Annotated in this window: 20 protein-coding genes; 7 read left to right on the plus strand and 13 right to left on the minus strand. The window is 66.9% G+C overall.

Annotated elements, in window-relative coordinates; genetic code table 11:
* From ABE422_RS02875 to ABE422_RS02885, 3 genes are all read left to right on the plus strand, one after another.
* The gene (locus tag ABE422_RS02875) at positions 1-2,172 is read left to right on the plus strand and encodes a TadG family pilus assembly protein (RefSeq protein WP_346482426.1); all 2,172 of its coding nucleotides are present in this window, start codon (positions 1-3) and stop codon (positions 2,170-2,172) included.
* A gap of 92 nt (positions 2,173-2,264) precedes the next feature.
* The gene (locus ABE422_RS02880; RefSeq protein ID WP_346482427.1) at positions 2,265-2,984 is read left to right on the plus strand and encodes a DUF2968 domain-containing protein; all 720 of its coding nucleotides are present in this window, start codon (positions 2,265-2,267) and stop codon (positions 2,982-2,984) included.
* A 118-nt stretch (positions 2,985-3,102) separates the two neighbouring features.
* Positions 3,103-4,491: a serine hydrolase gene (locus ABE422_RS02885; protein WP_346462522.1), complete on the plus strand. Its 1,389-nt coding sequence runs from the start codon at positions 3,103-3,105 to the stop codon at positions 4,489-4,491.
* Positions 4,492-4,520: 29 nt separating this feature from the next.
* Here ABE422_RS02885 and ABE422_RS02890 read toward each other — a convergent pair whose 3' ends face one another.
* Positions 4,521-4,955, minus strand: coding sequence for a hypothetical protein (locus tag ABE422_RS02890; RefSeq protein WP_346482428.1), 435 nt, complete (start codon positions 4,953-4,955; stop codon positions 4,521-4,523).
* A gap of 127 nt (positions 4,956-5,082) precedes the next feature.
* Positions 5,083-5,550: a GNAT family N-acetyltransferase gene (locus ABE422_RS02895; RefSeq protein ID WP_346482429.1), complete on the minus strand. Its 468-nt coding sequence runs from the start codon at positions 5,548-5,550 to the stop codon at positions 5,083-5,085.
* 5 nt (positions 5,551-5,555) lie between these two features.
* Here ABE422_RS02895 and ABE422_RS02900 point away from each other — a divergent pair, with 5 nt between their 5' ends.
* On the plus strand, positions 5,556-6,428 hold the full coding sequence (locus ABE422_RS02900) for an AraC family transcriptional regulator (RefSeq protein ID WP_346462527.1): 873 nt from the start codon (positions 5,556-5,558) through the stop codon (positions 6,426-6,428).
* A 79-nt stretch (positions 6,429-6,507) separates the two neighbouring features.
* Positions 6,508-7,146, plus strand: a complete 639-nt coding sequence (locus ABE422_RS02905; RefSeq protein ID WP_313211426.1) for a LysE family translocator — start codon at positions 6,508-6,510, stop codon at positions 7,144-7,146.
* A gap of 61 nt (positions 7,147-7,207) precedes the next feature.
* Here the strand turns inward: ABE422_RS02905 and ABE422_RS02910 are convergent, their stop codons facing one another.
* Entirely contained in the window at positions 7,208-9,931 is a 2,724-nt protein-coding gene (locus tag ABE422_RS02910) for a TonB-dependent receptor (RefSeq protein ID WP_346480873.1), read from the minus strand.
* A gap of 164 nt (positions 9,932-10,095) precedes the next feature.
* Here ABE422_RS02910 and ABE422_RS02915 point away from each other — a divergent pair, with 164 nt between their 5' ends.
* Positions 10,096-10,812 (plus strand): MgtC/SapB family protein, encoded by a 717-nt coding sequence (locus ABE422_RS02915; protein ID WP_313218578.1) that lies wholly within the window; start codon positions 10,096-10,098, stop codon positions 10,810-10,812.
* A 75-nt stretch (positions 10,813-10,887) separates the two neighbouring features.
* Here ABE422_RS02915 and ABE422_RS02920 read toward each other — a convergent pair whose 3' ends face one another.
* The 4 genes from ABE422_RS02920 to ABE422_RS02935 all read right to left on the minus strand — a co-directional run bounded on the left by ABE422_RS02920 (position 10,888) and on the right by ABE422_RS02935 (position 14,054).
* Positions 10,888-11,655: a SapC family protein gene (locus tag ABE422_RS02920; RefSeq protein ID WP_346482430.1), complete on the minus strand. Its 768-nt coding sequence runs from the start codon at positions 11,653-11,655 to the stop codon at positions 10,888-10,890.
* Positions 11,656-11,954: 299 nt separating this feature from the next.
* Complete coding sequence (locus ABE422_RS02925; protein WP_313211430.1) at positions 11,955-12,743, minus strand: CDP-diacylglycerol diphosphatase; 789 nt, start codon at positions 12,741-12,743, stop codon at positions 11,955-11,957.
* Between the two features lie 86 nt (positions 12,744-12,829).
* Positions 12,830-13,459 (minus strand): decarboxylase, encoded by a 630-nt coding sequence (locus ABE422_RS02930; RefSeq protein ID WP_313218581.1) that lies wholly within the window; start codon positions 13,457-13,459, stop codon positions 12,830-12,832.
* A gap of 100 nt (positions 13,460-13,559) precedes the next feature.
* Positions 13,560-14,054: a DUF1543 domain-containing protein gene (locus ABE422_RS02935; RefSeq protein ID WP_313211433.1), complete on the minus strand. Its 495-nt coding sequence runs from the start codon at positions 14,052-14,054 to the stop codon at positions 13,560-13,562.
* Positions 14,055-14,224: 170 nt separating this feature from the next.
* On the opposite strand from ABE422_RS02935, the gene ABE422_RS02940 reads away from it, so the two are divergent.
* Positions 14,225-14,530, plus strand: coding sequence for a hypothetical protein (locus ABE422_RS02940; protein ID WP_313211434.1), 306 nt, complete (start codon positions 14,225-14,227; stop codon positions 14,528-14,530).
* A gap of 79 nt (positions 14,531-14,609) precedes the next feature.
* On the opposite strand, the gene dld is transcribed toward ABE422_RS02940, so the two are convergent.
* From dld to ABE422_RS02970, 6 genes are all read right to left on the minus strand, one after another.
* A complete protein-coding gene (gene dld / locus ABE422_RS02945; protein WP_313218584.1) occupies positions 14,610-16,331 on the minus strand; it encodes a D-lactate dehydrogenase in 1,722 nt (573 codons plus the stop codon).
* A complete protein-coding gene (lldD, locus tag ABE422_RS02950; RefSeq protein ID WP_313218585.1) occupies positions 16,328-17,488 on the minus strand; it encodes an FMN-dependent L-lactate dehydrogenase LldD in 1,161 nt (386 codons plus the stop codon). The genes dld and lldD overlap by 4 nt, the downstream gene beginning before the upstream one ends.
* Before the next feature lie 3 nt (positions 17,489-17,491).
* Entirely contained in the window at positions 17,492-18,256 is a 765-nt protein-coding gene (lldR, locus tag ABE422_RS02955; protein WP_313211437.1) for a transcriptional regulator LldR, read from the minus strand.
* A gap of 67 nt (positions 18,257-18,323) precedes the next feature.
* Positions 18,324-19,982 (minus strand): L-lactate permease, encoded by a 1,659-nt coding sequence (lldP, locus tag ABE422_RS02960; protein WP_313211438.1) that lies wholly within the window; start codon positions 19,980-19,982, stop codon positions 18,324-18,326.
* Between the two features lie 185 nt (positions 19,983-20,167).
* The gene (locus tag ABE422_RS02965; protein ID WP_313211439.1) at positions 20,168-20,602 is read right to left on the minus strand and encodes a VOC family protein; all 435 of its coding nucleotides are present in this window, start codon (positions 20,600-20,602) and stop codon (positions 20,168-20,170) included.
* Complete coding sequence (locus tag ABE422_RS02970) at positions 20,599-21,057, minus strand: MgtC/SapB family protein (protein ID WP_313211440.1); 459 nt, start codon at positions 21,055-21,057, stop codon at positions 20,599-20,601. The genes ABE422_RS02965 and ABE422_RS02970 overlap by 4 nt, the downstream gene beginning before the upstream one ends.
* Positions 21,058-21,079 lie beyond the last annotated feature (22 nt).

The following is a 21,079-nucleotide window of genomic DNA, read 5'->3' on the forward strand; positions in this document are numbered from 1 at the left end:
ATGTACCACTCCAGCGCCTACGCACCCCGGCCGTCCCGACGGCGGCTGCGCGGCGGGATGTCGGTCACCATGATGCTGGTGCTGCTTGGCCTGGTCGGCATGCTCGGCCTGGTCGAAGTGGGCTATCTGTACTGGGCCAAGCGGGATGCGCAGAAGGTGGTCGACCTGGCCTCGATGGCCGGCGCGCAGCGGTTGGACCTGTGCAGTGCCGACCGCCGTGACAACAGCGCCGCCCGCGGCAACGCGCAGAAAGACAACGGCTTCACCGGCACGCTGGCAATCCAGTGCGGCAACTGGAACCCGGGCCGCGGCGCGGACGATCATTTCAGCATGACCCTGGACGCGGCCAGCCCGCTCAATGCGGTCAAAGTGGTCGCGACGCGCTCGGTCGTGCCGTTCTTCGGCCAGAACACGCGCCTGCCCACGCTGCGTGCGGAGGCCGTGGCCACCCGTGCACCGCCAATCGCGGTGTTCTCGGTGGGCTCGCAGTTGCTGCGGGTCAATGGCAATACGCCGCTGGGCAATGTGCTCAACCTGGTGGGCGTCAATCTGGACCGCACCACCCTGCTTGGCTATGACGGATTGGCCCAGGCGAACGTCACGCCGGGCGGCCTGCTGCAGGCGCTGGGGATTCCGGTCAAAGCCAATATCGGCGTCGCCGAGTTCAACGCACTGCTGGCCGCCAACCGGGTCTCGCTCGGCCAGCTGCTGGATGCCACCACGACGGTACTGACCAACAGTGGGGTCGCCAACGTGGATCTGCGCGCGCTGCGCAATGCGCTCGCGGCGAAGCTCGATCTCAATCAACTCAATGTCCAGCTTGGCAGCACCGATGCCGCGGGCGGCCTGTTTGCACACATCGTGGCTCCCGAAGGCCCTGCCTCTCCCGCATTGCAGGCCGACGTCAACGCGCTGGACCTGATCACCACCAGCATCAGCATCGCCAGCGGCGGCAACGGGGTCGCTGTCAACAATCTCGACATCCTTGGCATGGTCAAAACGCAGGCGGCGATCATTGAACCGCCGTCCATCGCCATCGGCGGTGTCGGCACGCGCGCCTACAACGCGCAGGTCCGGCTGAAGATCAACATCGATACTGGCGGCCTGGCGCTGCTCGGCCCCGTACTCAACTCGCTGGGCATCCGCCTGAACCTGCCGATCTATGCCGACGTGACCAACGCGATGGGCACACTGGAGGCGTTGAACTGCGGCGCGACCCCGCCAACGGCGACGGTGCGGGTGCAGTCGTCGCTGCTGCGCGCCTGCGTAGGCCGTGTGGATGCGGCCAATCAGTTTTCGCAGCGCAACGTGTGCGATACGGGGCTGCAGAACGAGCAGCTGCTGACCCTGCTGGGGGCGCCACTGGTCACCGACAAGATTTCCCTCAATGCGCTGACCCGCGATGAGAGCATTACCCTGGCCGCCGGGGAGACCGCGTCCACTTACTTCAACCAGGCCCAGGTCGGCACAGCCGTCTCCGGCCTGGTCAGCGAACTGCTGCGCGTGCTGAGCAACGTGCTCACCCCGGGCAAGCAGGGCAGTAGTGATGCCACAACGGCCGCCCGCCTGGCAGATCAGTATCTCAAGGCGGCCAATCCGGGGAACGGGTTCTACGATGCCAAAAAGACCATCGAGCTCCTGCGCATGGGTGATCCGTCCCGCGGCATCGGTGCGCTGGGTGACTGGGAACTACCCAACGCCGTGCCCTACCCATGTGGCCTCCTGAACCTCGAGACCTGCTTCAAGCCGGGCTCGGTCTGGGTCGGATACAACGCCACGGTCACGGGTGAAGGCATGGGCGGACTAAGTGGCGTGCTGGGCCCCATCCTCGGTGGTCTGGTGATCAACCGCTGCAACAGCCTGCTCAGCACGCTGCTCAACTACAACAACTGCGTCAAATCCAACCTGGCCGCTTACATGCAGACCCGGCCCGGCGGTCTGCAGGATCTCGGCGACGGCACCGGGGTGATCGACCCGGGCACCGACCAGTTCCGCTGCAGCGGCCTGCTGTGCCTGGCACTGACCCCGGTGCTGGAGAGGCTCAAGCCGCTGCTCAACGGCGTCGGCATCCTGCTCTCGCAGACCCTGGCCCAGATACTCGGGCTGGAGCTGGGCCGGACCGACGTGCACATGCAGTCCATCCAGTGCAGCCCGGCGCAGTTGGTTTATTGACGCTGCGGCGAAGTGCAGACCACGCGATTGTGCGTGCTAGACTTCGGCGGGGACTTTACTTCACTGATAATCCACTCGTGGATGGCCTGAATATGCGAGAGAGAAAAGGGGTTGGTTCCATCGTCGCGCACGCGCTGACCGGTGGGATTGTGTTGCTGCTGACATTGAGCGTCGTCCCGCAGGCCCTGGCCGCGCGCGCACCGCGTGCCGAGCCGGCCGTGGATACCGCGGCGCGCCCGGCGCCGGTAGTCCGCAATACCGTGGATGAACTGCGCCAGCTGGTGGATTCCAAGCAGCTCACCGAGCTGCGCACCACCTATAACGGCAGTTATGGTGCCAGCCTGCTGTTCAATACCAGCACGCTGAACTATTACGTGGCGCTGTTCCACGAGAAGGACTTCTGGCGCGTGATCAAGACCGATTCGGTCGACAACGCCGAGAAGGTCTACCGCACGTTCGTCGAGCAGACCGAGCAGCTGGCGCAGGTGTATATCGACACCACCCGCCTGCAGGCCGGCAAGCGCTATACCGAAAACCTGGTCGCCTACAACGAAGAGCGGCTGCGCAGCCTGCAGCAGGAAGCGGATCTCCAGCGCCAGCAGTCGCTGCAGGTCAGCGCCTCGCTGGAACAGGCCAAGCAGCAGGCGGTCAGCCTGAGCACGGACCTGCGCAGCAGCCACAGCGAACTGGACGCGCTCAACCAGCGCATCCAGACATTGCAGGCCCAGCAGCTGAACCCGGCACTGTCGCTGCCCTCGGCCGAAACGGCCACGCCGGACCCTGCCCCGCAGGGCAACCCCGCCAACCCGTAACGGCATCCGGCCCTGTAGTTGCGGGGCACGTGACAGACGGCGCCGATGGCGCCGTCTTTCTTTCCGGTGCAGTACCCTTGATGGCGCAGACGTACTGCGCATCAGCAAGGAGTGCACCATGCCCGTTCCACGCCCCCGTAGCGCCCTGTCCCGCGCGCGCGCCGCCCTGGTGTCCTCCCGCACACGGCTGGCCGCGGCCCTGGTTGCCGCGCTCGCCCTGCCGGTCGCCGCCCCTGCCGCCCCGCCCTCGCCTCCATCGCCTACATTGCCGCCACTGTCGGCCGAAGCATCCGATCCCAGGCTGCTGGGCTGGATGCAGGGCGCGCCGCCGCCGGAAGACAAGCGCATCCGTTACACGGATGACGACTATTTCAGCTTCCCCAAGCTGCGCTGGACGGCCTGCCATTTCCGCCAGTTGATGCCCACCGTGGGCGTCAGCCGGGGACCGGGTGCCGCGCATGACCTGCCGCGTCGGCTGGATGCCGCGATCGACGCGCTGTCGTTCACGCCCACCGGCACCAACAGTCAGATGACCTGGGCACAGTCGCTGTCGGCCAACTACACCGACGGCATCGTGGTGCTGCACGACGGGGTGGTGGTCTACGAACGTTACAGCGGCTGCCTGGACGAGCACGGCCAGCACGGTGCGATGTCCGTCAGCAAGTCGATGACCGGTCTGCTCGGCGAGATGCTGGTCGCCGAGGGGGTGATCGATGAAACCCAGCGCGTCAGCGCGATTGTTCCCGAGCTGAAGGACAGTGCGTTCGGCGATGCCACGGTCAAGCAGGTACTGGAGATGACCACGGCACTGCGCTACAGCGAAGACTACGCCGACCCCAACGCCGAGGTCTGGGCGTTCTCCGCGGCGGGCAGCACTCTGCCCCCGCCTGCCGGCTACACCGGGCCGCGCAGCTATTACGATTACCTGCAGACCGTGCAGAAGCAGGGCCGCCACGGCGAGGCTTTTGGCTACAAAACGATCAATACGGACGCGCTGGGCTGGATCATCGCCCGGCGTACGGGGCAGTCGGTTGCACAGTTGCTGCAATCGCGGATCTGGCAACGGCTTGGTGCGGAGCAGGATGCCTATTACACCGTTGACTCCAGCGGCACGCCGTTTGCGGGTGGCGGCTTCAATGCCGGCCTGCGTGATCTGGCCCGCGTCGGCCAGCTGCTGCTCGACGACGGCACGGTCAACGGTCAGCCCATCGTGCCCGCCGCCGCGATCGCCCGGATCCGCGCGGGTGGCAACAAGCAGGCCTTCGCCAAGGCCGGCTATCCCCAGCTGCCGGGCTGGAGCTATCGCGGCATGTGGTGGATATCGCACAACGACCATGGCGCCTACATGGCGCGCGGCGTGCACGGCCAGGCGCTGTACATCGATCCCACCGCACGCGTGGTGATCGCGCGGTTCGGCTCGCACCCGGTGGCCGGCAACAGCGCCAATGACCCGACCACCCTGCCGGCGTTCGATGCCGTGGCGCGCTATCTGATGGACCGCCACTGACGGCAGTGAGTGCCAATGATGCCTGCATCTCACCGGCAGGCATCGTGCACCAGGTCATCCATCCGCCGGCTCAGTGCCAGGCTCGGGCGGTCACCCGCCTTCGCGTAGGTTGTCTCGCGCTGGCGGCGCGCGGCATCGCACCGGACCGGATCGGCATGCACCGAGATCACTGCGCCCAGGAAGGCGGCTGCCGGCTGCACGTTGCGGCGCGGCGACCGGCGCGGGCGCGCCGGTGCAGTCTCTGCGCGCCGTTTGGCCTTGAGCTCCTGGCGAAGCGATTCGATGTACAACGTATTGGCGCGCGTCTCCGCAGGCGGCGGCATGTCACGGATGCGCTCGGTCCGGCCGGTGCACGGCGTGGACTGGTACTGACGGCTGCCATGCACGACACAGGTGTGCACCTGCTGCGGAAAAGCCTCGCTCGCTGCAGCGCTCATCATGATGGCCAACATCCATACAGACACGGCTCAGCTCCCTCCACGAGGCTGCAGCATGTCCGTGGCCCCTTATCCCCGGCCGTGACCTGCCGCACGCTGGACGCGCGACGCGCATGATCCCGACACGACGTCAGTACTACGCCCTACCCCGATCCTACGGCGTGGCGCCCACATGCAGCTCAAGCACCTCATCGCCCAGCGCATCGATCTCACCGGTGGGCCGCCAGCCGAGGTAACGATAGAAGCCGTGCGAGCGCACCGCCGGATCCGCTGCACACCCCAGGATCAGCCGCGTATGGCCTGCCTCGACCAGATCGGCGATGGCCAGATCCAGCAAGTGCCGACCGATGCCCCGCCCTTCATAGGCCGGCAGCAACGCCAGGACCACGATCTCCCCGCCTTCGCGATCGCCAAAGCAATACCCGACCATCCGCCCGTGTTCGAGTGCGATATGGCCCGGCAATGCATCGTCACGGATACCGGCCGCCCAGCTGTCTTCGGTGATGCCCAGTTCGGCCAGCTGTGCGGCGGAGAAGGCGTTCTCGCGGGTGCGTCCGCGCAGATCGATGCAGGCAGCGGCATCGTCGGGCAGCGCACGGCGGTAGTGAAGGTGATTTATCATGGCGCATGGATTGCAGTGAGTTTCAGGCGGCAAGCATACGCGAGCGCCCCGCTTCCGGCCGCATTGCCTCGGAGAACGACTTCTGGCGGGACCCCCAGCTGCCGTGGGTTGAGTCACGTCGCGCGTGCAACAGCCGGGCCTGTTACCGCCCGCACAGTCATCCCACCTGGTCGATCGGCGCCGTGGACGCGGGTGAGAGCATGTTCAGCGGCGCGCCTGGCGGACAGCACCGCCTTCAACCCGGCACCTTGGTCATCGTGCCGGCGCACCGTGTACACGCCTGCAATCCAGCGCCCAACACCGCCTGGAGCTACCAGATGCTGCATCTGGATGCAGCATGGGTGGCGGCAGTCACGGAAGACAGGCACCCCATCGACAAAGACGCCCCAGCGGCGCCGCTGATCCGGATCGACCGCAGCCCGGTGCGCTACCGGCTGTTCTGCGACATGAATGCCCTGCTGTTCTCCAGTGTCGATCCCGGTGAAAAGGAAGCAGCTGTCGTCGCTTTCATCGACGATCTCGACGTCCTTGCCGGGGCGCCGGTTCCCGCCCCGCACGCAAGTGCAGCGCAACACCGGCGACTGCAGCCAGCATTCGCCCTGCTGGACGCCGCGCCGATGTCGAGCGTGTCGCTGGCCGATCTGGCCACATGCACGGGGATGGACCGCTACGCGATGATCCGGGCGTTTCGCAATGCCACTGGACTGACGCCACATGCCTGGCAGCTCAATCGGCGGATCAATCTCGCCCGCGAGCGCCTTGGTCGAGGGCAACCGCTGGCCGAGGTCGCACACGCGCTCGGCTTTGCAGACCAGAGCCATTTCCAGCGCCTGTTCAAAGCTCACGCCGGTATTACGCCAGGCCGTTATCGCCGCTGAGTACTGCGCAATATCGTGCAATACATCGCCGCGCAACATCGGCACAGTCAGGCGCCCCATTGAAGCCTGCCCGCCCCCCATGGAACAGTTTCTGCTCGTTGCTGCCGTGCACTTTCTGGCGCTGCTGTCGCCCGGGCCGGACTTCTTTCTGATCACCCGCACCGCAATCCATCAGGGCTGGCGTGTTGCAAGCGGCGCATGCATCGGGGTTGCATTGGCCAATGGTGCCTATATTGCGCTGGCGTTCTCCGGCGTCGCGGGGCTGCAATCCGGCAGCGCGCTCTTTCGGGTGATCCAGATAGCGGGCTGCGCCTTCCTGCTGTACATCGGCCTGCTGTTCCTGCGTCATGCCGGGACCGCCTCACTGCGTCTGCCTGGCGAGCAACCGGCGGAGCTGTCCCGCCCGGCTCAGCGTTCCGCGTGGATTCGAGCCCTCGGACTGGGCGCCGTCTCCGCCCTGCTCAACCCCAAGAACGCCCTGTTCTACGCCAGCCTGGCGGCCATGTTGAGTGGGCCGGACAATACCGCCGGAACACGGCTGTTCTACGCGGTGTGGATGTTCGCGGTAGTGCTCGGCTGGGACCTGTTGATGGCCGGTATGGTTGGGCGCGCGGCAGCGATGGACCGATTCAACGCAGCGCTGCCGTGGATCGAGCGCCTGTCTGGCGTGCTGCTGATCATCCTGGCACTGGCGGTATTGGGCGCGATGGTGATCTGAGCAGCTTCGGCGCCTGTGACCCAAACGCAGGGGGCCCGGCATTGCCGGGCCCGCGAGCGGATTACAGGAAGCGGTAGTCGAACTCCAGCCACAGCTGGCGACCGTAGGGGTCGTAGTTGCCGACCGGGTAGAACGGCCAGCCACCGCCGTTCTTGTCCGCCGGTGGGCGGCTGTCGCGCAGGTTGTTGACGATCAGGCCGAGCGTGGCGTTGTCATTGAGCTTGCGGTACAGACTGGCGTTGTAGGTCATGTACGGGGCGATGCGGCCACTGCCATCGGTCTTGGGCAACGAGCCGTAGCGCATGCCATACAGGGTGGCGGTCCAGTCATTGATCGCCCAGGTGACGCTGCCGTTGACCTTGCTGCGCCACTGGTAGGAATCCAGCGAATTGCGCTGATCCTGCACGTCATCGCCAGCGAACTGGCGGTAGCTGTGATCGATCACCAGCGAGTACGCCACGCGGGCCGAGAAGCGACCATAACGGCCTGCATCCCAGCGCAGATTCGACTTCAGGTCGATGCCGCGCACGGTTTCGGAGGCGGCGTTGATCGGGTTGATCAGCACGCGCACGACCTGGTTCGGCTGCACTGCGGCATCGGCCGGGTTGCGGATCACCCGGCGCAGTGCATCCTGGCATTGTGCCGAGCCGATATCGCGTGCGTCACCGCCCACGGTCTGGCCGAGGCGGCAGTCCGCTTCGTCCTTCAGGATGCGGGTCGCATCGAGATTGGTGACCTCATCGTCGATGCGGATGTCGTAGTAGTCCGCCGTGAAGTCCAGGTTGGCCGAGGGCGACCACACGAAGCCCAGGCCATACGATTTGGCGGTTTCCGGCTGCAGCTGCGGGTTGGCGCCGCTGGTGTAGTCGATCGCCAGCCCGCTGAAGTCACAGTCGTCATACGCCTGGCCGGCACTGCGGCAGCGCCAGTAGTCGGTCATGCCGGGGTTGTAGCCACGCGTTTCGGTCGCGAACACGTAGTTCATGTCCGGCGCGCGGAAGCTGGTCGCCGCACTGGCACGCAGCAGCAGCGTATCGAACGGACGGAACTCCAGGCCGGTGCTCCAGGTCGCCTTGCCCAGGTGGTCACCGGCCGCGCGGTACTGGTCGTAGCGTCCCGCCACGGTGGCGGTCAGGCGCTCCAGCAACGGCAGCTGCAGTTCCACGCCGGCTGCGTAGCGATCACGTTCGCCACCGGCGGGGATGCCTGCGTTGAGATTCCAGAACACGCCCTGCGCCAGTGCCGGGTCCGGGCGGTTGCTGTAGCCCTGGCTGCCCGCTTCGACGACGGCTGCCAGCGCGGCGCGGCCACCGGGCAGATCGAACAGCTGGCCGTTGACGCTGACGCTGGCTGTCTGCAGCCACGCGGCGTTGCGGCTCTCGTAGCGGCCCGACAGGCCTTCATACTCGCCCGGGGTCAGCGGCTGATACAGGCGTGATGGATCCGGTGCATACACCTCCACGCCATTACGGGTGCCCAGCTGCGGGCCGAGCATGTACGTATTGATGTCGATCAGCAGGCCCGGGCGCTGCGTCTTGTTCTCATAGCGCGAGCGGCTGTAGGCCGCTTCGTAATCCCAGTCCGAGCCGCCGATACTGCCACGCGCGCCCACGTTGAATGACCAGGACTGCTCCAGGAACCGGTTGGCATTGCGCTGCACGCCGCCGATCTCTTCCGGTGCGAAACGCCGGTACCAGCTTTCCAGCTGACCGCTGTTCTGGTTGTAGAAGTAATTGCGCGAGGAGGTCCAGCTCGGTGCACGGGTGTTGTTGTAGATACGCGCGGTGCCGATGGCCGCATCGGCGAACAGTTCCTGGCGATCGTTCAAGCGCCACGTCACCGCGCTGTAAGCATCGATGTTGCGCTTCTCGGTCTGCACGGTCCAGAACGTCGGCGCGGCCTCATTGCTGCCGCAGTATCCGCCCTGGCGCGGATTCTGCGCGCGGAACACGCTGCCACCATACAGCGTGCTGGAGGCATCGCAGCCGTCGGTACCGGGATCGATGTAGTTGTTGGTGGAGGCGTTGCGGCGATACGCCACCGCCGTCGCCAGCGGTGCCACGCCACGTGGATCATCGGTCAGCGAATCCATGAAATCGCGCTGCGAGCCGTAGATCGCCTTGCGGTTGGCGATCTCCAGCCCGAAGATCGCGTCCCAGTTCTCACCCGAGCCGCCGCCAACCGCCTGCAGGCGCTGGTTGTCGCCCCCGCCCTGTTCGGTGGTGCCGGCGCGCACATTGATGCCGACGCCGTCGTAGGTCTTCTTGAGGATGATGTTGACCACACCGGCGATCGCATCCGACCCATAGACCGCCGACGCGCCCCCCGCCAGCACTTCGATCCGGTCGATCAGCGCACTCGGGATGTTGGCCAGGTTGACCACATTGACCGAGCCTTCGTAGGCCAGCGGGTAATCCGACTGGCGGCGACCGTTGACCAGCACCAGGGTGCGGTTGGGGCCGAGGCCACGCAGGTTGATAGTGTTGGCAGCCGGCGTGAAGGTGTTGCCGAAATCCTCACCCTGCACGTTGCCGGTGTTCTCGGTCAGCGCGCTGAGCGCTTCGAAGGCGCTGCGGTAGCCCTGCGCCTCGATCTGCTCCTGGGTGATCACGGTGACCGGGGAGGGCCCTTCCACGCTGGCGCGGGGGATGCGCGAGCCGGTGACCGTGACCGCATCGAGCTGGGTCGGCGCATCGGCCGCGTGGACCACGGAACCTGCGCCGAGCAGGGGCAACAACGACATAACCAAGACCCGCCGACGCAGCGGGCGATACAGCACAGACATGCAGATTTCCGGTAAAAGAGCTACGTCCCGGCGCGGACAAGCCCGTGCCAGAGCGTAGTGAGGGAGGGGCCGTGATTCTGCTGAACAGGCGGAAAAGGAGGAAATGACCGCCCGGGATATGCTTATCGGGATTTTGCCTAAGCCCTGCCCTGCAAGGATTCCGCATGCGCTTCATCCAGACCTTCGAGCTGTATCCCTTCCTGGACACCGTGGTCAGCCTGGTCGCCGCGTTCGTGCTCGGCACCTTGATCGGCGCGGAACGGCAGTACCGCCAGCGCACCGCCGGACTGCGCACCAATGTGCTGGTCGCGGTCGGCGCAGCGGCCTTCGTGGATCTGGGCATGCGCATCGCCGGCAACGCTGAAGCCGTGCGGGTGATCTCCTACGTGGTGTCCGGGGTCGGTTTCCTCGGCGCCGGCGTGATCATGAAGGAAGGCATGAACGTGCGTGGCCTGAACACCGCCGCGACGCTGTGGTGCTCGGCGGCGGTCGGTGCGTGCACCGGTGCGGACATGCTGGCCGAAGGCGCGCTGCTGACCGTGCTGATCATCGCTGGCAACACGCTGTTGCGCCCGTTGGTCAACGCGATCAACCGCATCCCGATCAATGAGGCCGCCTCCGAAGCGACCTACGAGGTGCGCCTGAGCGTGGACCCTGCGGCCACGCCCCTGGCACGCGAACGCCTGGTGGACGCGCTGGAGGCCGCGCAGTACCCGGTCAGCGACGTGCAGGTGATCGAACACGGCGACGGCCCGGTGGAGCTGGTCGCGATCCTGGTCAGCACCGCCGTCAGTGCCGATGAGCTCGATGCCGTGGTCGCGCGGCTGCAGCGTCAGCCCGGCGTGGTGCATGCCAACTGGGAAGTCAGCACCCGCGATTGATCCGCGCCCTGCCCGGCACAACGAAAAACGGCGGCCCTGCGGCCGCCGTTTCCGTGATCGCCCACGCGCCTTGAATCAGGCGTCGGCAGGCAGCGCGCTCTGACGGCTCACCAGCGCGCTGAAACGGGCCAGCGAGCTCAGGTGGTGATGCACCAGCGCCAGCCAGCCGCTGCGGTGCCAGGCCACGACGGTGGCGTCCGGCAACGCGGCGAACTTCTGCACGTCCACGACCTGGAAGCCGTTGATCGACATCTGCCGGCCATCGGCCAGGGTGACGTCGATGTTGCGGTCGATCAGCAGTTCGTTCTCGATCAGCGCGGCGGTGAAGCGACGGGTCTGGTCATGCTCGCGCGTGTAATCGCCGCAGAAGCGCATCGCGTTGTCGACAATCTCGGTCGCCTTGCCATCCTGGAACAGCGGCACGCCGTCCTCGCTCTGGCCCTGGTTGACCTGCTTGGCGGCCGAGTCGAGCGCGAGCACGTATTCGTCCTGCTCACCCGCCTGCATGAACACGAACGGGTAGCGCCGCACGTACGCCGGCACGTAGCTCTGCTCGTCCCATACACCATCGGCAACAAACAGGTTGCGCTGGGCCAGGCCGACGGCCACCAGCGGCATCGCGTCCTTCCCGGTGAAAATGATCGGGTAATGCTGGGCCAGCGAGCCGAACTCGCCGATCACGGCGGGGATCGCATTGGTGTCGGCAGCAAAATGCGCGGTGTCGGGCACCAGGCGCCAGGCGGCATGCAGATCCGAGCGCAGCGGCACGGGCGTCTGGTAGAACAGCGGACCGGTGGCCTGGGACGGCGCAGCGGCGGGCGGAGTCGTGGTTTCAGCAGTCATGGATTAAGTCGGATACGTCGCGCCAGTCAGCCCGGGCGCGAAAGCGGGAACCGCATTGAACGGCCACTATAACGTGCCACGTCCGTGGTTTTTATTTCAATCACGCTGGATTCCCCGCGCCGCGCGAGTGTCCGGTGAGTCCACGTCAGTCCGGCACTGCCTGATCGGCGATACAGGCGCCGTCCCGGAAGCGAGATACACGCCGCTACGAGCGGGCCGGATCCGACACGGTGCGCAGGTCCGACGTGTTTACCCGGCCGTGCGCAAGCCACTGCTGCGCGCCCTGCCCCGGCAACGCCTCACAGCACACCGTCCAGCGGGCCGGCGGCACCGGTCAATACGGCGCAGGCGTGATCCTGCAGCTCCTCACCACTGGCTTTGTTGCCCGCTGCCAGGTCCAGCCGGGTGGCCAACAGCACGAATCCGGGCGCACCGGCGGGGTCCGTCTGCCCGGCCACCACCAGCGACCAGTTGCCGATATCGGCGGGCTCGGCCAGATGAGCGGCCAGCAGACGGACCGGATTCGCGGTGAGCGCGGCACCCGGCAGCTGGCGGGCGAGATAGGCATGCCCGCGCAGCGGCTCCGGCAGTGGCTGCCAATCCGCGCCGATGGAGGGCTGCAGCCGGCGCAGCTGGGTCAGGACATCGGCCCGCAGGCAATCCACGTGGATGTGCAACTGGTGCTGGGAACGCCCATGCGGCGAGTTCAAGGCCAGGCTGGCCACGTCGCGCGGCAGTGACCGGCCCAGCGCCTGCTCGGTGTGGCTGCGGGCGGCCCAGGCCGCGGCGAAGTAGTTCGGCGCTCCGGCCCGCAGCAGCGCGGGGCTTTCGATCCCCGAGACCCGGTCCAGCGGCAACACCAGGAACTGGTAGTGGCCGTGCGAATCCTTGAGCAGCACATCGCGGCGCTGCGCCTCGACGGCCACCGCCAGGCAGCTGCCACGGGGGGCGGCTGCGTCGGCGCAGTCGCGCTGGATGATGCCCCACAGGGCGTCCGGATTGGCGGGCGGCTTGGCCGGCGGCCGGGCCGGCGTGGCGCAGGCTGCCAACAACAGCAGCGCGCAGGACAGGAAGAATCGGGCGATCACGGACAGGCTCGGACAAGGATGCGGGCCCGGCCGGCAGTGCCGGTGGGCGGGCGCGATTGTACCGTGCCGGTTCTGTCGCTTCCGTGTCAGTAGGTGCTGTACGGCACCTCGACCACCACCGGCGCGGCCGGTGCCGGCGGCAGCAGGATGTAGCGATCCAGCGCGCCATTGTCATCGGCGAAGCGCTGCGACTGCACCTGCAGGCGGTACGTGGTGGTACCGAACTTGATGCTGCCACCACTGGCATCCAGCGCGGCCCCGGCCGGCAGCAGCAGGCCGCCGAGGTCGCTGTAGCCGCCGCCTTCCTGCGAGAAGACATGGTCGACCAGCTCGCCCTCGCGCGCCATCGCGAACACATGCGGGTCGCCGTGCCGGCGGTTGTAGTCCTCGTTGCCGAGCAGATCGGCGATCCATACCCCGGGCAGCCGGTAGCGGGTTTCCAGCGCGATCGCATCGAGACGGTCGCTGTCCACCACCAGGCAGCACACTGCCTGCTTGTTCTCGCGGTCCAGGATCGCGAACCGCTCGCCCTTGGCAACCTCGCCCGGCAGGATCGCAAACGGCTGGTTCCTCAGCACCGGCTCGGCGCCACTGGCCGAATGCAGGTTGCGCCAGCCACCGAACACGGGTGCGTCCGGCTCGGCCGCCACGGCGTTGCCGGCCATCATCATTCCCAGCGTCACGATCACTGCTGCGGTGATCTTCCTGCTCTGCATGCGCTACTTCCGTTGGTTGACCTGTCGCGGCGACATCGCCGGACCTCACAAGACCGCGACACTATGCGCCAGCGGGACGGCCGCGGGCAATCGGGGCCGTTCAACCGATCACGATGTAGTCACTGACCAGCGCGATGCCCTGGTGCTCCCCGCGCTCAAGCTGCACATACCGGCCGCCGACCTGGTCGATGGCGATACAGTCATCGACCTCCAGCAGGGCATCGGTATGCGGCTTGAACCAGCTGGCATCGCGCAGCACCTTGGCCTTGTGCTTGGCCTCTTCGACACTGGTGGCGACCAGCAGCCGGTAGTCATGGGCCTCGCCCAGCGCGCCGGCGGCATACCCGCCGAGATTGAGGAAGTAGAGCCGCGGCGCGCCCGCGGCCGGGGCCACCTCGCCGAAGCGCACCCGGTACGCCTCCACCCCATCCACGGCGAGCCAGCCATCGACATGCAGCCCTTTGCGTTCGCCGAACCACTCCTGGCGCAACTGCGGGTAAGCCTCTTCGATGACATCGACATTGGCGAAGGCCACATCGTGGACCTCGATCCTGGCCCGGGCATGGCGCCCGCCAAGCATGAACACGTGCAGCACCTGCGACTCCCGGCATGGCCGATCTGAGGGGCCGCCAGTGTAGCGCCGGCGGCCGTTGCGCCCTGCCCCATCAGCCGCGCAGGCTGCGTCCAACGGTCGCGGGGTCCCCACCACGCGGCGCTGCACACGGCGGTGGTATGGTCGGCGCCTGACCCCGCAGGAGCGACCCGATGTCATCCCTTTCCCGTTATCCCCTCGCCGCGATCATGCTCGCCGGCACCCTCTCGCTGGCCGCCTGCGTCAGCACGCCGGGCCCGGAGATCAAGGGGCCGGGCCTGTGCAAGGCCGATGCCCTGGGCTGGGCCATCGGCCAGCCGGCCGACCAGGCGAACATGCGCAAGCTGCTGCTGCAGAGCGGCGCCGGCCTGATCAACCCGATCGGCCCGGCCACGATCACGTCGCGCGACCTGCGCAAGGATCGCCTGCGCGTGTTCATCGACAAGGACAACGTGATCACCGCCGTCCGTTGCGAATGATGCCCCGCGGGTAGAGCCACCCCATGGGTGGCTGCCCTGAAACCTGCGATACGCCGGCACAGCCACCCATGGGGTGGCTCTACCCGTGGGTGGTGCAGTCGCAGCTGCCCCATCCGCGCGTCTTCGCGGTCTGGCCGATGCCCGGATTGAACGTATTGCTCGGATCCAGCTGCTGATAGAACGCCGCCAGCGGCGGCTTGGCCGGATATAGATGGCCGACGTTGTGTTCGGCTGGATACTCGGCACCGCGTGCATCCAGCAGCGTCCACATCGCGTGCTCGATGGCTAGCGGATCCTCGCCCTTGCGCACGATGTAGTCCTGATGGAACACATGGCACAGGAAGTGCCCGTAATACAGTTTGCCAGCCAGGCGTGCGTCGAGTTCCGCCGGCAGGTGTTCCACCCACTGGCGGTCGTCGCGTCGCAGTGCCACGTCCAGGGCCACGATGTCTGCGACCTCGCCGCGGTGCACTTCGCGATAACGCACGGCCGCGCCGGCCACGGCGAAGCGATGCAGGAACGCCTTGCGCCCCTCCTCGGCCGTGCACTGGAAGAAGTCGCCCTCGCCATCAGCGAAGTGAGTGCGCAGGAAGGTTCCGGTTGCGGCGGCATCCTCCGCCGAGACCTTGAGCAGCAGATGGTGCTCGTAGCGGTCACGGAACTGGCCCATGCGCGTGGGCAGATGGCGCGGCAGGCAGCGCATCGCCCACTGGATCACCCGGTCGGTGACCCCGCGCAGGCCCAGGCTTTCGAACCAGCCATCGACGCGGCTTTTCAGCGCGAACGCGGCCGGCACCCGGGCCGTACCGAAGCGATCGATGAGCAGGAAGGTGTCCTTGCCATAGCGCTCGCCGATGTCATACGCCTCGCGGTGCAGGTACTCGCCGGAGATCGGCAGGCGTTCGAACGCGGTCAGCAGATGGCGGCGGATCGCGGTCAGATCCTCCATCGCGTTGCTGCCGATGTAGAACACCTCAGCCGGCTCGCGCGCGAAGGTATCCAGCCGCACCGCGAACACCGCCAGCTTGCCGGCCGAGCCGGAGGCCTCGTAGTGGCGGGAAGGATCGGCGTTGTAGCGGGCCGGCGTGGCCGCATCGACCTGGCGCACCTGCTCGGCATACCGCGGGTCGGAGGCGGCGCGGTCGTTGCCGTTGTCCACGTCGGCCGGCACGTAGTCGCCGCGCTGCAGCCGCTCCAGGATCTGCTCGGGGGTGTCGCCCAGCGCGATGCCGAGATGATTGACCAGCTGCAGCTGGCCGTGGGCATCGACCTGGGCGAACAACGCCATCTCGGTATAAGCCGGGCCGCGCCGCACCAGCGAGCCGCCGGAGTTGTTGCAGACCCCGCCCAGCACCGAGGCACCGATGCACGACGAGCCGATCACCGAGTGCGGTTCGCGGCCCAGCGGCGCCAGTTCCTTCTCCAGCCGGTCCAACGTCGCCCCGGGCAGGCAGACCACCTGGCGGCCCGCGTTGATCAGCTGCACGCCGGTCAGGCGCAGCGTGTTGAGGATGACCACCGGGCGGTCATAGTCGGCACCATCCGGCGTGGAACCGCCGGTGAGGCCGGTGTTGGCCGCCTGCATGATTACGATCGCGTTGGCCGCCACGATGGCCTGCAGGGCGCGCCACTGTTCCAGCAGCGTGCCCGGGCGGACCACCGCCAGCACGGGGCCATCGCCGAAACGGTAGCCCTTGCGGAAGCGCCGGGTCGGCTTGTCGCCGCACAGCACGTGTGCATCGCCGACGATCGCGCGCAGCTGCGCCAGCAGCGCTGCCGTGCCCTGGGATGGGGCGTTCATGGCGCCGCCGCGAGGCGACGCGTGGCGTCCACCAGCGAATCGGCACTGATATCGGCGATGGTCCTGGCGCCGGTGAGCGTCATCGCCACGCGCATTTCCTTGGCCATCAGGTCCAACAGGTTGGCCACGCCGGCCTCGCCCTGCGCCGCGAGCGCATACACGAACGCCCGGCCAAGCAGCACGCTGTCTGCGCCGAGGGCAATCATGCGGACCACGTCCAGGCCGTTGCGGATGCCGGAGTCAGCCAGGATCTTCAGCTCTCCCTTGACCGCATCGGCGATCGCTGGCAGCGCCCGCGCGGTGGACAGCACCCCGTCCAGCTGGCGACCGCCGTGGTTGGAGACCACGATGCCGTCGGCGCCGAACCGCACGGCATCGCGCGCATCGTCCGGATCGAGGATGCCCTTGATCACCATCGGGCCGGTCCAGAACTCGCGGATCCATTCCAGGTCCTTCCACGAAATGGACGGATCGAAGTTGTTGCCCAGCCAGCCGATGTAATCGGCCAAGCCGGTCGGGCTGCCACGGTAGGTGGAGATGTTGCCCAGGTCATGCGGGCGGCCGAACAGGCCGACGTCCCACGCCCAGCGCGGGTGGGTCATCGCCTGCAGCATGCGCCGCGCCGGCGCGTTCGGGCCACTCATGCCCGAATGCGCATCGCGGTAACGTGCGCCCGGCGTCGGCATGTCCACGGTGAACACCAGCGTGGTCACGCCGGCCGCCTTGGCCCGCTCCAGCGCATTGCGCATGAAGCCGCGGTCCTTGAGCACATACAGCTGGAACCACATCGGCCGGTCGATCGCTGGCGCCACTTCCTCGATCGGGCAGACCGAGACGGTGGACAGCGTGAACGGAATCCCCCGGCTCGCCGCCGCCCGCGCCGCCTGCACTTCACCGCGGCGCGCGTACATGCCGGTCAGCCCGACCGGCGCCAACGCCACCGGCATCGCCAGGCGTTCGCCGAACAGCGTCGTTTCCAGGCTCAGATCGGACATGTTGCGCAGGATGCGCTGGCGCAGCGCGATGTCCGACAGATCCGCGACATTGCGTTTCAGGGTGTGCTCGGCATACGCGCCGCCATCGATGTAGTGGAACAGGAACGGCGGCAGGCGGCGTTGCGCCGCTGCGCGGTAATCGGTGGAGGCGGAGATGATCATGGGTCAACCGTGGGAAGAAGGAAGCCGCGACGCGCGGGCGCGCCGGGCTTCGTTGTCGTCGAGCGTGCGCAGGGACGTGTGCACGAATTCCAGGTGCGCGTGCGCGGCGGCACGCGCGCGTTCGGGGTCGCCGGAGAGCACCCCCTCCATCATCTCGCGGTGCTGGACCGACAGCGGCTCAAAGGTGCGGGCCGAGGTATAGAGCTTCTCGCGGCTCTGCGAGATGTTGGTCTGCAGCAGTTCGAACAGGCCGCGCATGACCTGCAGCAGCACCAGGTTGTGCGAGGCCTCGGCGATGGCCAGGTGGAAGGCTGCATCGGCCCGTGCCTCACCGGCGGGGTCGTCCTTGCCGTGCGCGGCCATCATGGTGTCGAAGGCCTGGCGGATCTTCGCGCGGTCCTCGTCGGTGGCGCGCAAGGCCGCATGCCAGGCGGTCGCCCCTTCCAGTGCATGGCGGATCTCCAGCACATCGAAGCGGTATTCCGGGTCACCCTGGAACAGCGGCAGGTACGGCATCAACGGCTCATCGATGGTCTGGCGGGCGCGGGCCGCCGGCTCGCTCACGTAGGTACCGCCGCCGACCCGTGCACTCAGCAGGCCCTGGCTGGCCAGCTGCGCGATCGCTTCGCGCAGCGCGGTGCGCGAGACCCCCAGCTGCACCGCCAGTGGCCGCTCGGCCGGCAACCGGTCGCCCGGCTGCAGGTTCTGCTCACGGATCAGGCCACGCAGCTGCGCGGCCACCTTGTCGGACAGGCGTTCGTTCTTCATGCCGCCATTGTCGCCCGCGTGGCGGGCGATGGGGTCGATGCCAGTAGCCGGACTGCCGCGCATGGGCTCAGGGAATCATCCAGGTCAGCCAGTAGGCCTGCACCGTGGTGAGGATGCCGACCATCACGGTGAAGATCAGGCTGTGCTTGACCGTGAAGCGGAACAGGTCCGATTCCCTGCCGGCCAGGCCGACCGCCGCGCAGGCAATCGCGATCGACTGCGGCGAGATCATCTTGCCGGTGACCCCGCCGGTGGTGTTGGCCGCGACCAGCAGCACTTCGGACACGCCGATCTGCTGGGCCGTGGTCGCCTGCAGCGCCGAGAACAGCGCATTGGACGAGGTGTCCGACCCGGTCAGGAACACGCCCAGCCAGCCCAGGAACGGCGAGAAGAAGGTGAAGGCCTTGCCGGTGTGCGCCAGGGCCAGTGCCAGCGTCGCCGACAGCCCGGAGTAGTTGGCGATGAAGGCAAAGGCCAGCACCATGCCGATGGAGTAGATCGGGACCTTGAGTTCATTGGCGGTTTCAGCGAAGGTGCGCAGCGCCGCGGCCGGGCGCATCTTCAGCAGCACGATCGCGATGACCGCGCCCAGCATGATCGCCGTGCCGGTCGCCGAGACCGCATCGAACCTGTAGATCGCCTCGTACCCGGTCGGCACCGGCACGATCGGCGGCATCTTCTGTACCAGCTGATCCAGCGACGGCACCGGAATCTTCAGCACCCAGTGCTCCAGCGCGCCACCGGCGGCGAACAGCGCTTTGAATGGCGGGATGCTCCAGATCGTGACCATGGCGGTCAGGATCAGGAACGGCGACCACGCCTTGACGATCTGGCCGGTGGAATGCCGCGGCGCTTCCAGAGCCTGTGCCGCGGCTTCGGCGCTGGTTTGGGTATCGAAGCGGAAGATCCGCACCGGCTTCCACCTGCGCAGGAACAGGGTCAGGCACACCAGCGAGGTCAGCGAGGCGGTGATGTCCGGCAGCTCGGGGCCGATGAAGTTGGAGGTCAGGTACTGGGCGATTGCGAACGAACCGCCGGCCACCAGCACCGCCGGCCAGGTTTCCTTGACACCGCGCCAGCCATCCATGATCGCCATGATCCAGAACAGCACGATGAGGGTCAGGAACGGCAGCTGGCGCCCGGCCATCTGGCCGATCTCGAAGGCGTCCAGTCCGGTCACCTGCCCGGCCACGATGATCGGAATGCCCATCGCGCCGAACGCCACCGGCGCGGTGTTGACGATCAGGCACAGGCCGGCCGCATACAGCGGCTTGAAGCCCAACCCGACCAGCAGCGCGGCGGTGATCGCCACCGGCGCACCGAAGCCGGCCGCCCCTTCCAGGAACGCGCCGAACGCGAAGCCGACCATCAGCATCTGCAGCCGCTGGTCTTCGGTGACCGAGAGGATCGAGGCGCGGATGATGTCGAACTGGCCGGTCTTGACCGAGACCTTGTACAGGAACACCGCGCCGAGAATGATCCAGGCAATCGGCCACAGGCCATAGACGAAGCCATACCCGGCCGCCGCGAATGCCTGCGACAGCGGCATCCGGTAGAACAGCAGGGCGACCGCCAACGCGATCGCCACGGTGATCGTGCCGGCCAGCCACCCCTTCATGCGCAGCACGGCCAGCGCGACGAAGAAGAAGGCGATCGGCAGCAGCGCGATCAGGCTCGACAGCCAGAGGTTGCCAGCGGGGTCATACAGTTGTTGCCAGGCCTGCATCGGCGGATCTCATCAAGACGGACAGGGGTCCGCGCGGTCAGCACCGCGCGAACCAAGAACGCTCAACGACGACCATTGGTAGTACCAATACTCATGTCAGTCGTTGAAACTGCCCGCATTGAAACGCCAAACGCAAGGCGAGCCTATTAGACCATAGGTCTAGGCCCGCCTATTGGTAGTACCACTTAGCAGCCGCAGTCGTTCGAGCGGCCTTTGAGCTCGACCGAGTTGCCATCCGGATCGCGCAGGCGCAGCGACAGACCGTCACCCTCCGCGCCGTAGTTGCGCTCGGCCGGTCCACTCAGGACCACGTTCAGCCCCTGCAGATGCGCGCGCACCTGTTCGGCGTCGAACGGCTCCACGCGCAGGCAGACATGCTCGACATTGCGCCCTTCCCGCCCAGGTGCTGCGCCACCTTCGCGCCCCAGCGGGCCGTCGACACTGATCAGATCGATCAGCGATTCGCCGGCATGCAGATGCACCATGCCCAACGAGGGCCGCTCGCGGGCGACCGTGCAGCCGAGGACGTCGCAGTAAAAGCGCACCGCGCGTGGGAGATCCTGCACGCGCAGCACCACATGGTCGATGCGCTGGATCTCGAAGGGACGTTCACTGCTCATGACGACTCCAGTTTTTTAGCGATACGGCTGAACACCACCAGCACGATCAGGCACAACACACTCACCCCGATAGCGATCACGTACTCACCGATGCCGACCGCGATACCGATCGCCGCGGCCATGATCAGTGAGCTGGCGGTGGTCAGGCCGCTGACCTGATCGTCGCGCGAACCGCGCAGGATCGTACCGGCGGCGACAAAGCCGACGCAGGCCACCACGGCTTCGATGAGACGGACCGGATCGACCTGCAGCAGGTCGCGGTAGCGCTCTTCCTGGAAGTGCTCGGCAATGCTGTCACCCAGCCCGACAATGAGGGCGGCAGCACCGGCGATCAGCATGTGCGTGCGCAGCCCGGCCGCATGCTTGCCCATCTCCCGCTCGATCCCAAGCGTGGCGCCGAGCAGCATTGCCACGGCGATCCGCAGCAGGATTGATAGATCTTGTTCCAGTCCCATCTGCACCTCTCATCCGGCAATG

This window comes from Stenotrophomonas sp. TWI1151 (assembly GCF_039673135.1).
Taxonomy (GTDB): domain Bacteria; phylum Pseudomonadota; class Gammaproteobacteria; order Xanthomonadales; family Xanthomonadaceae; genus Stenotrophomonas.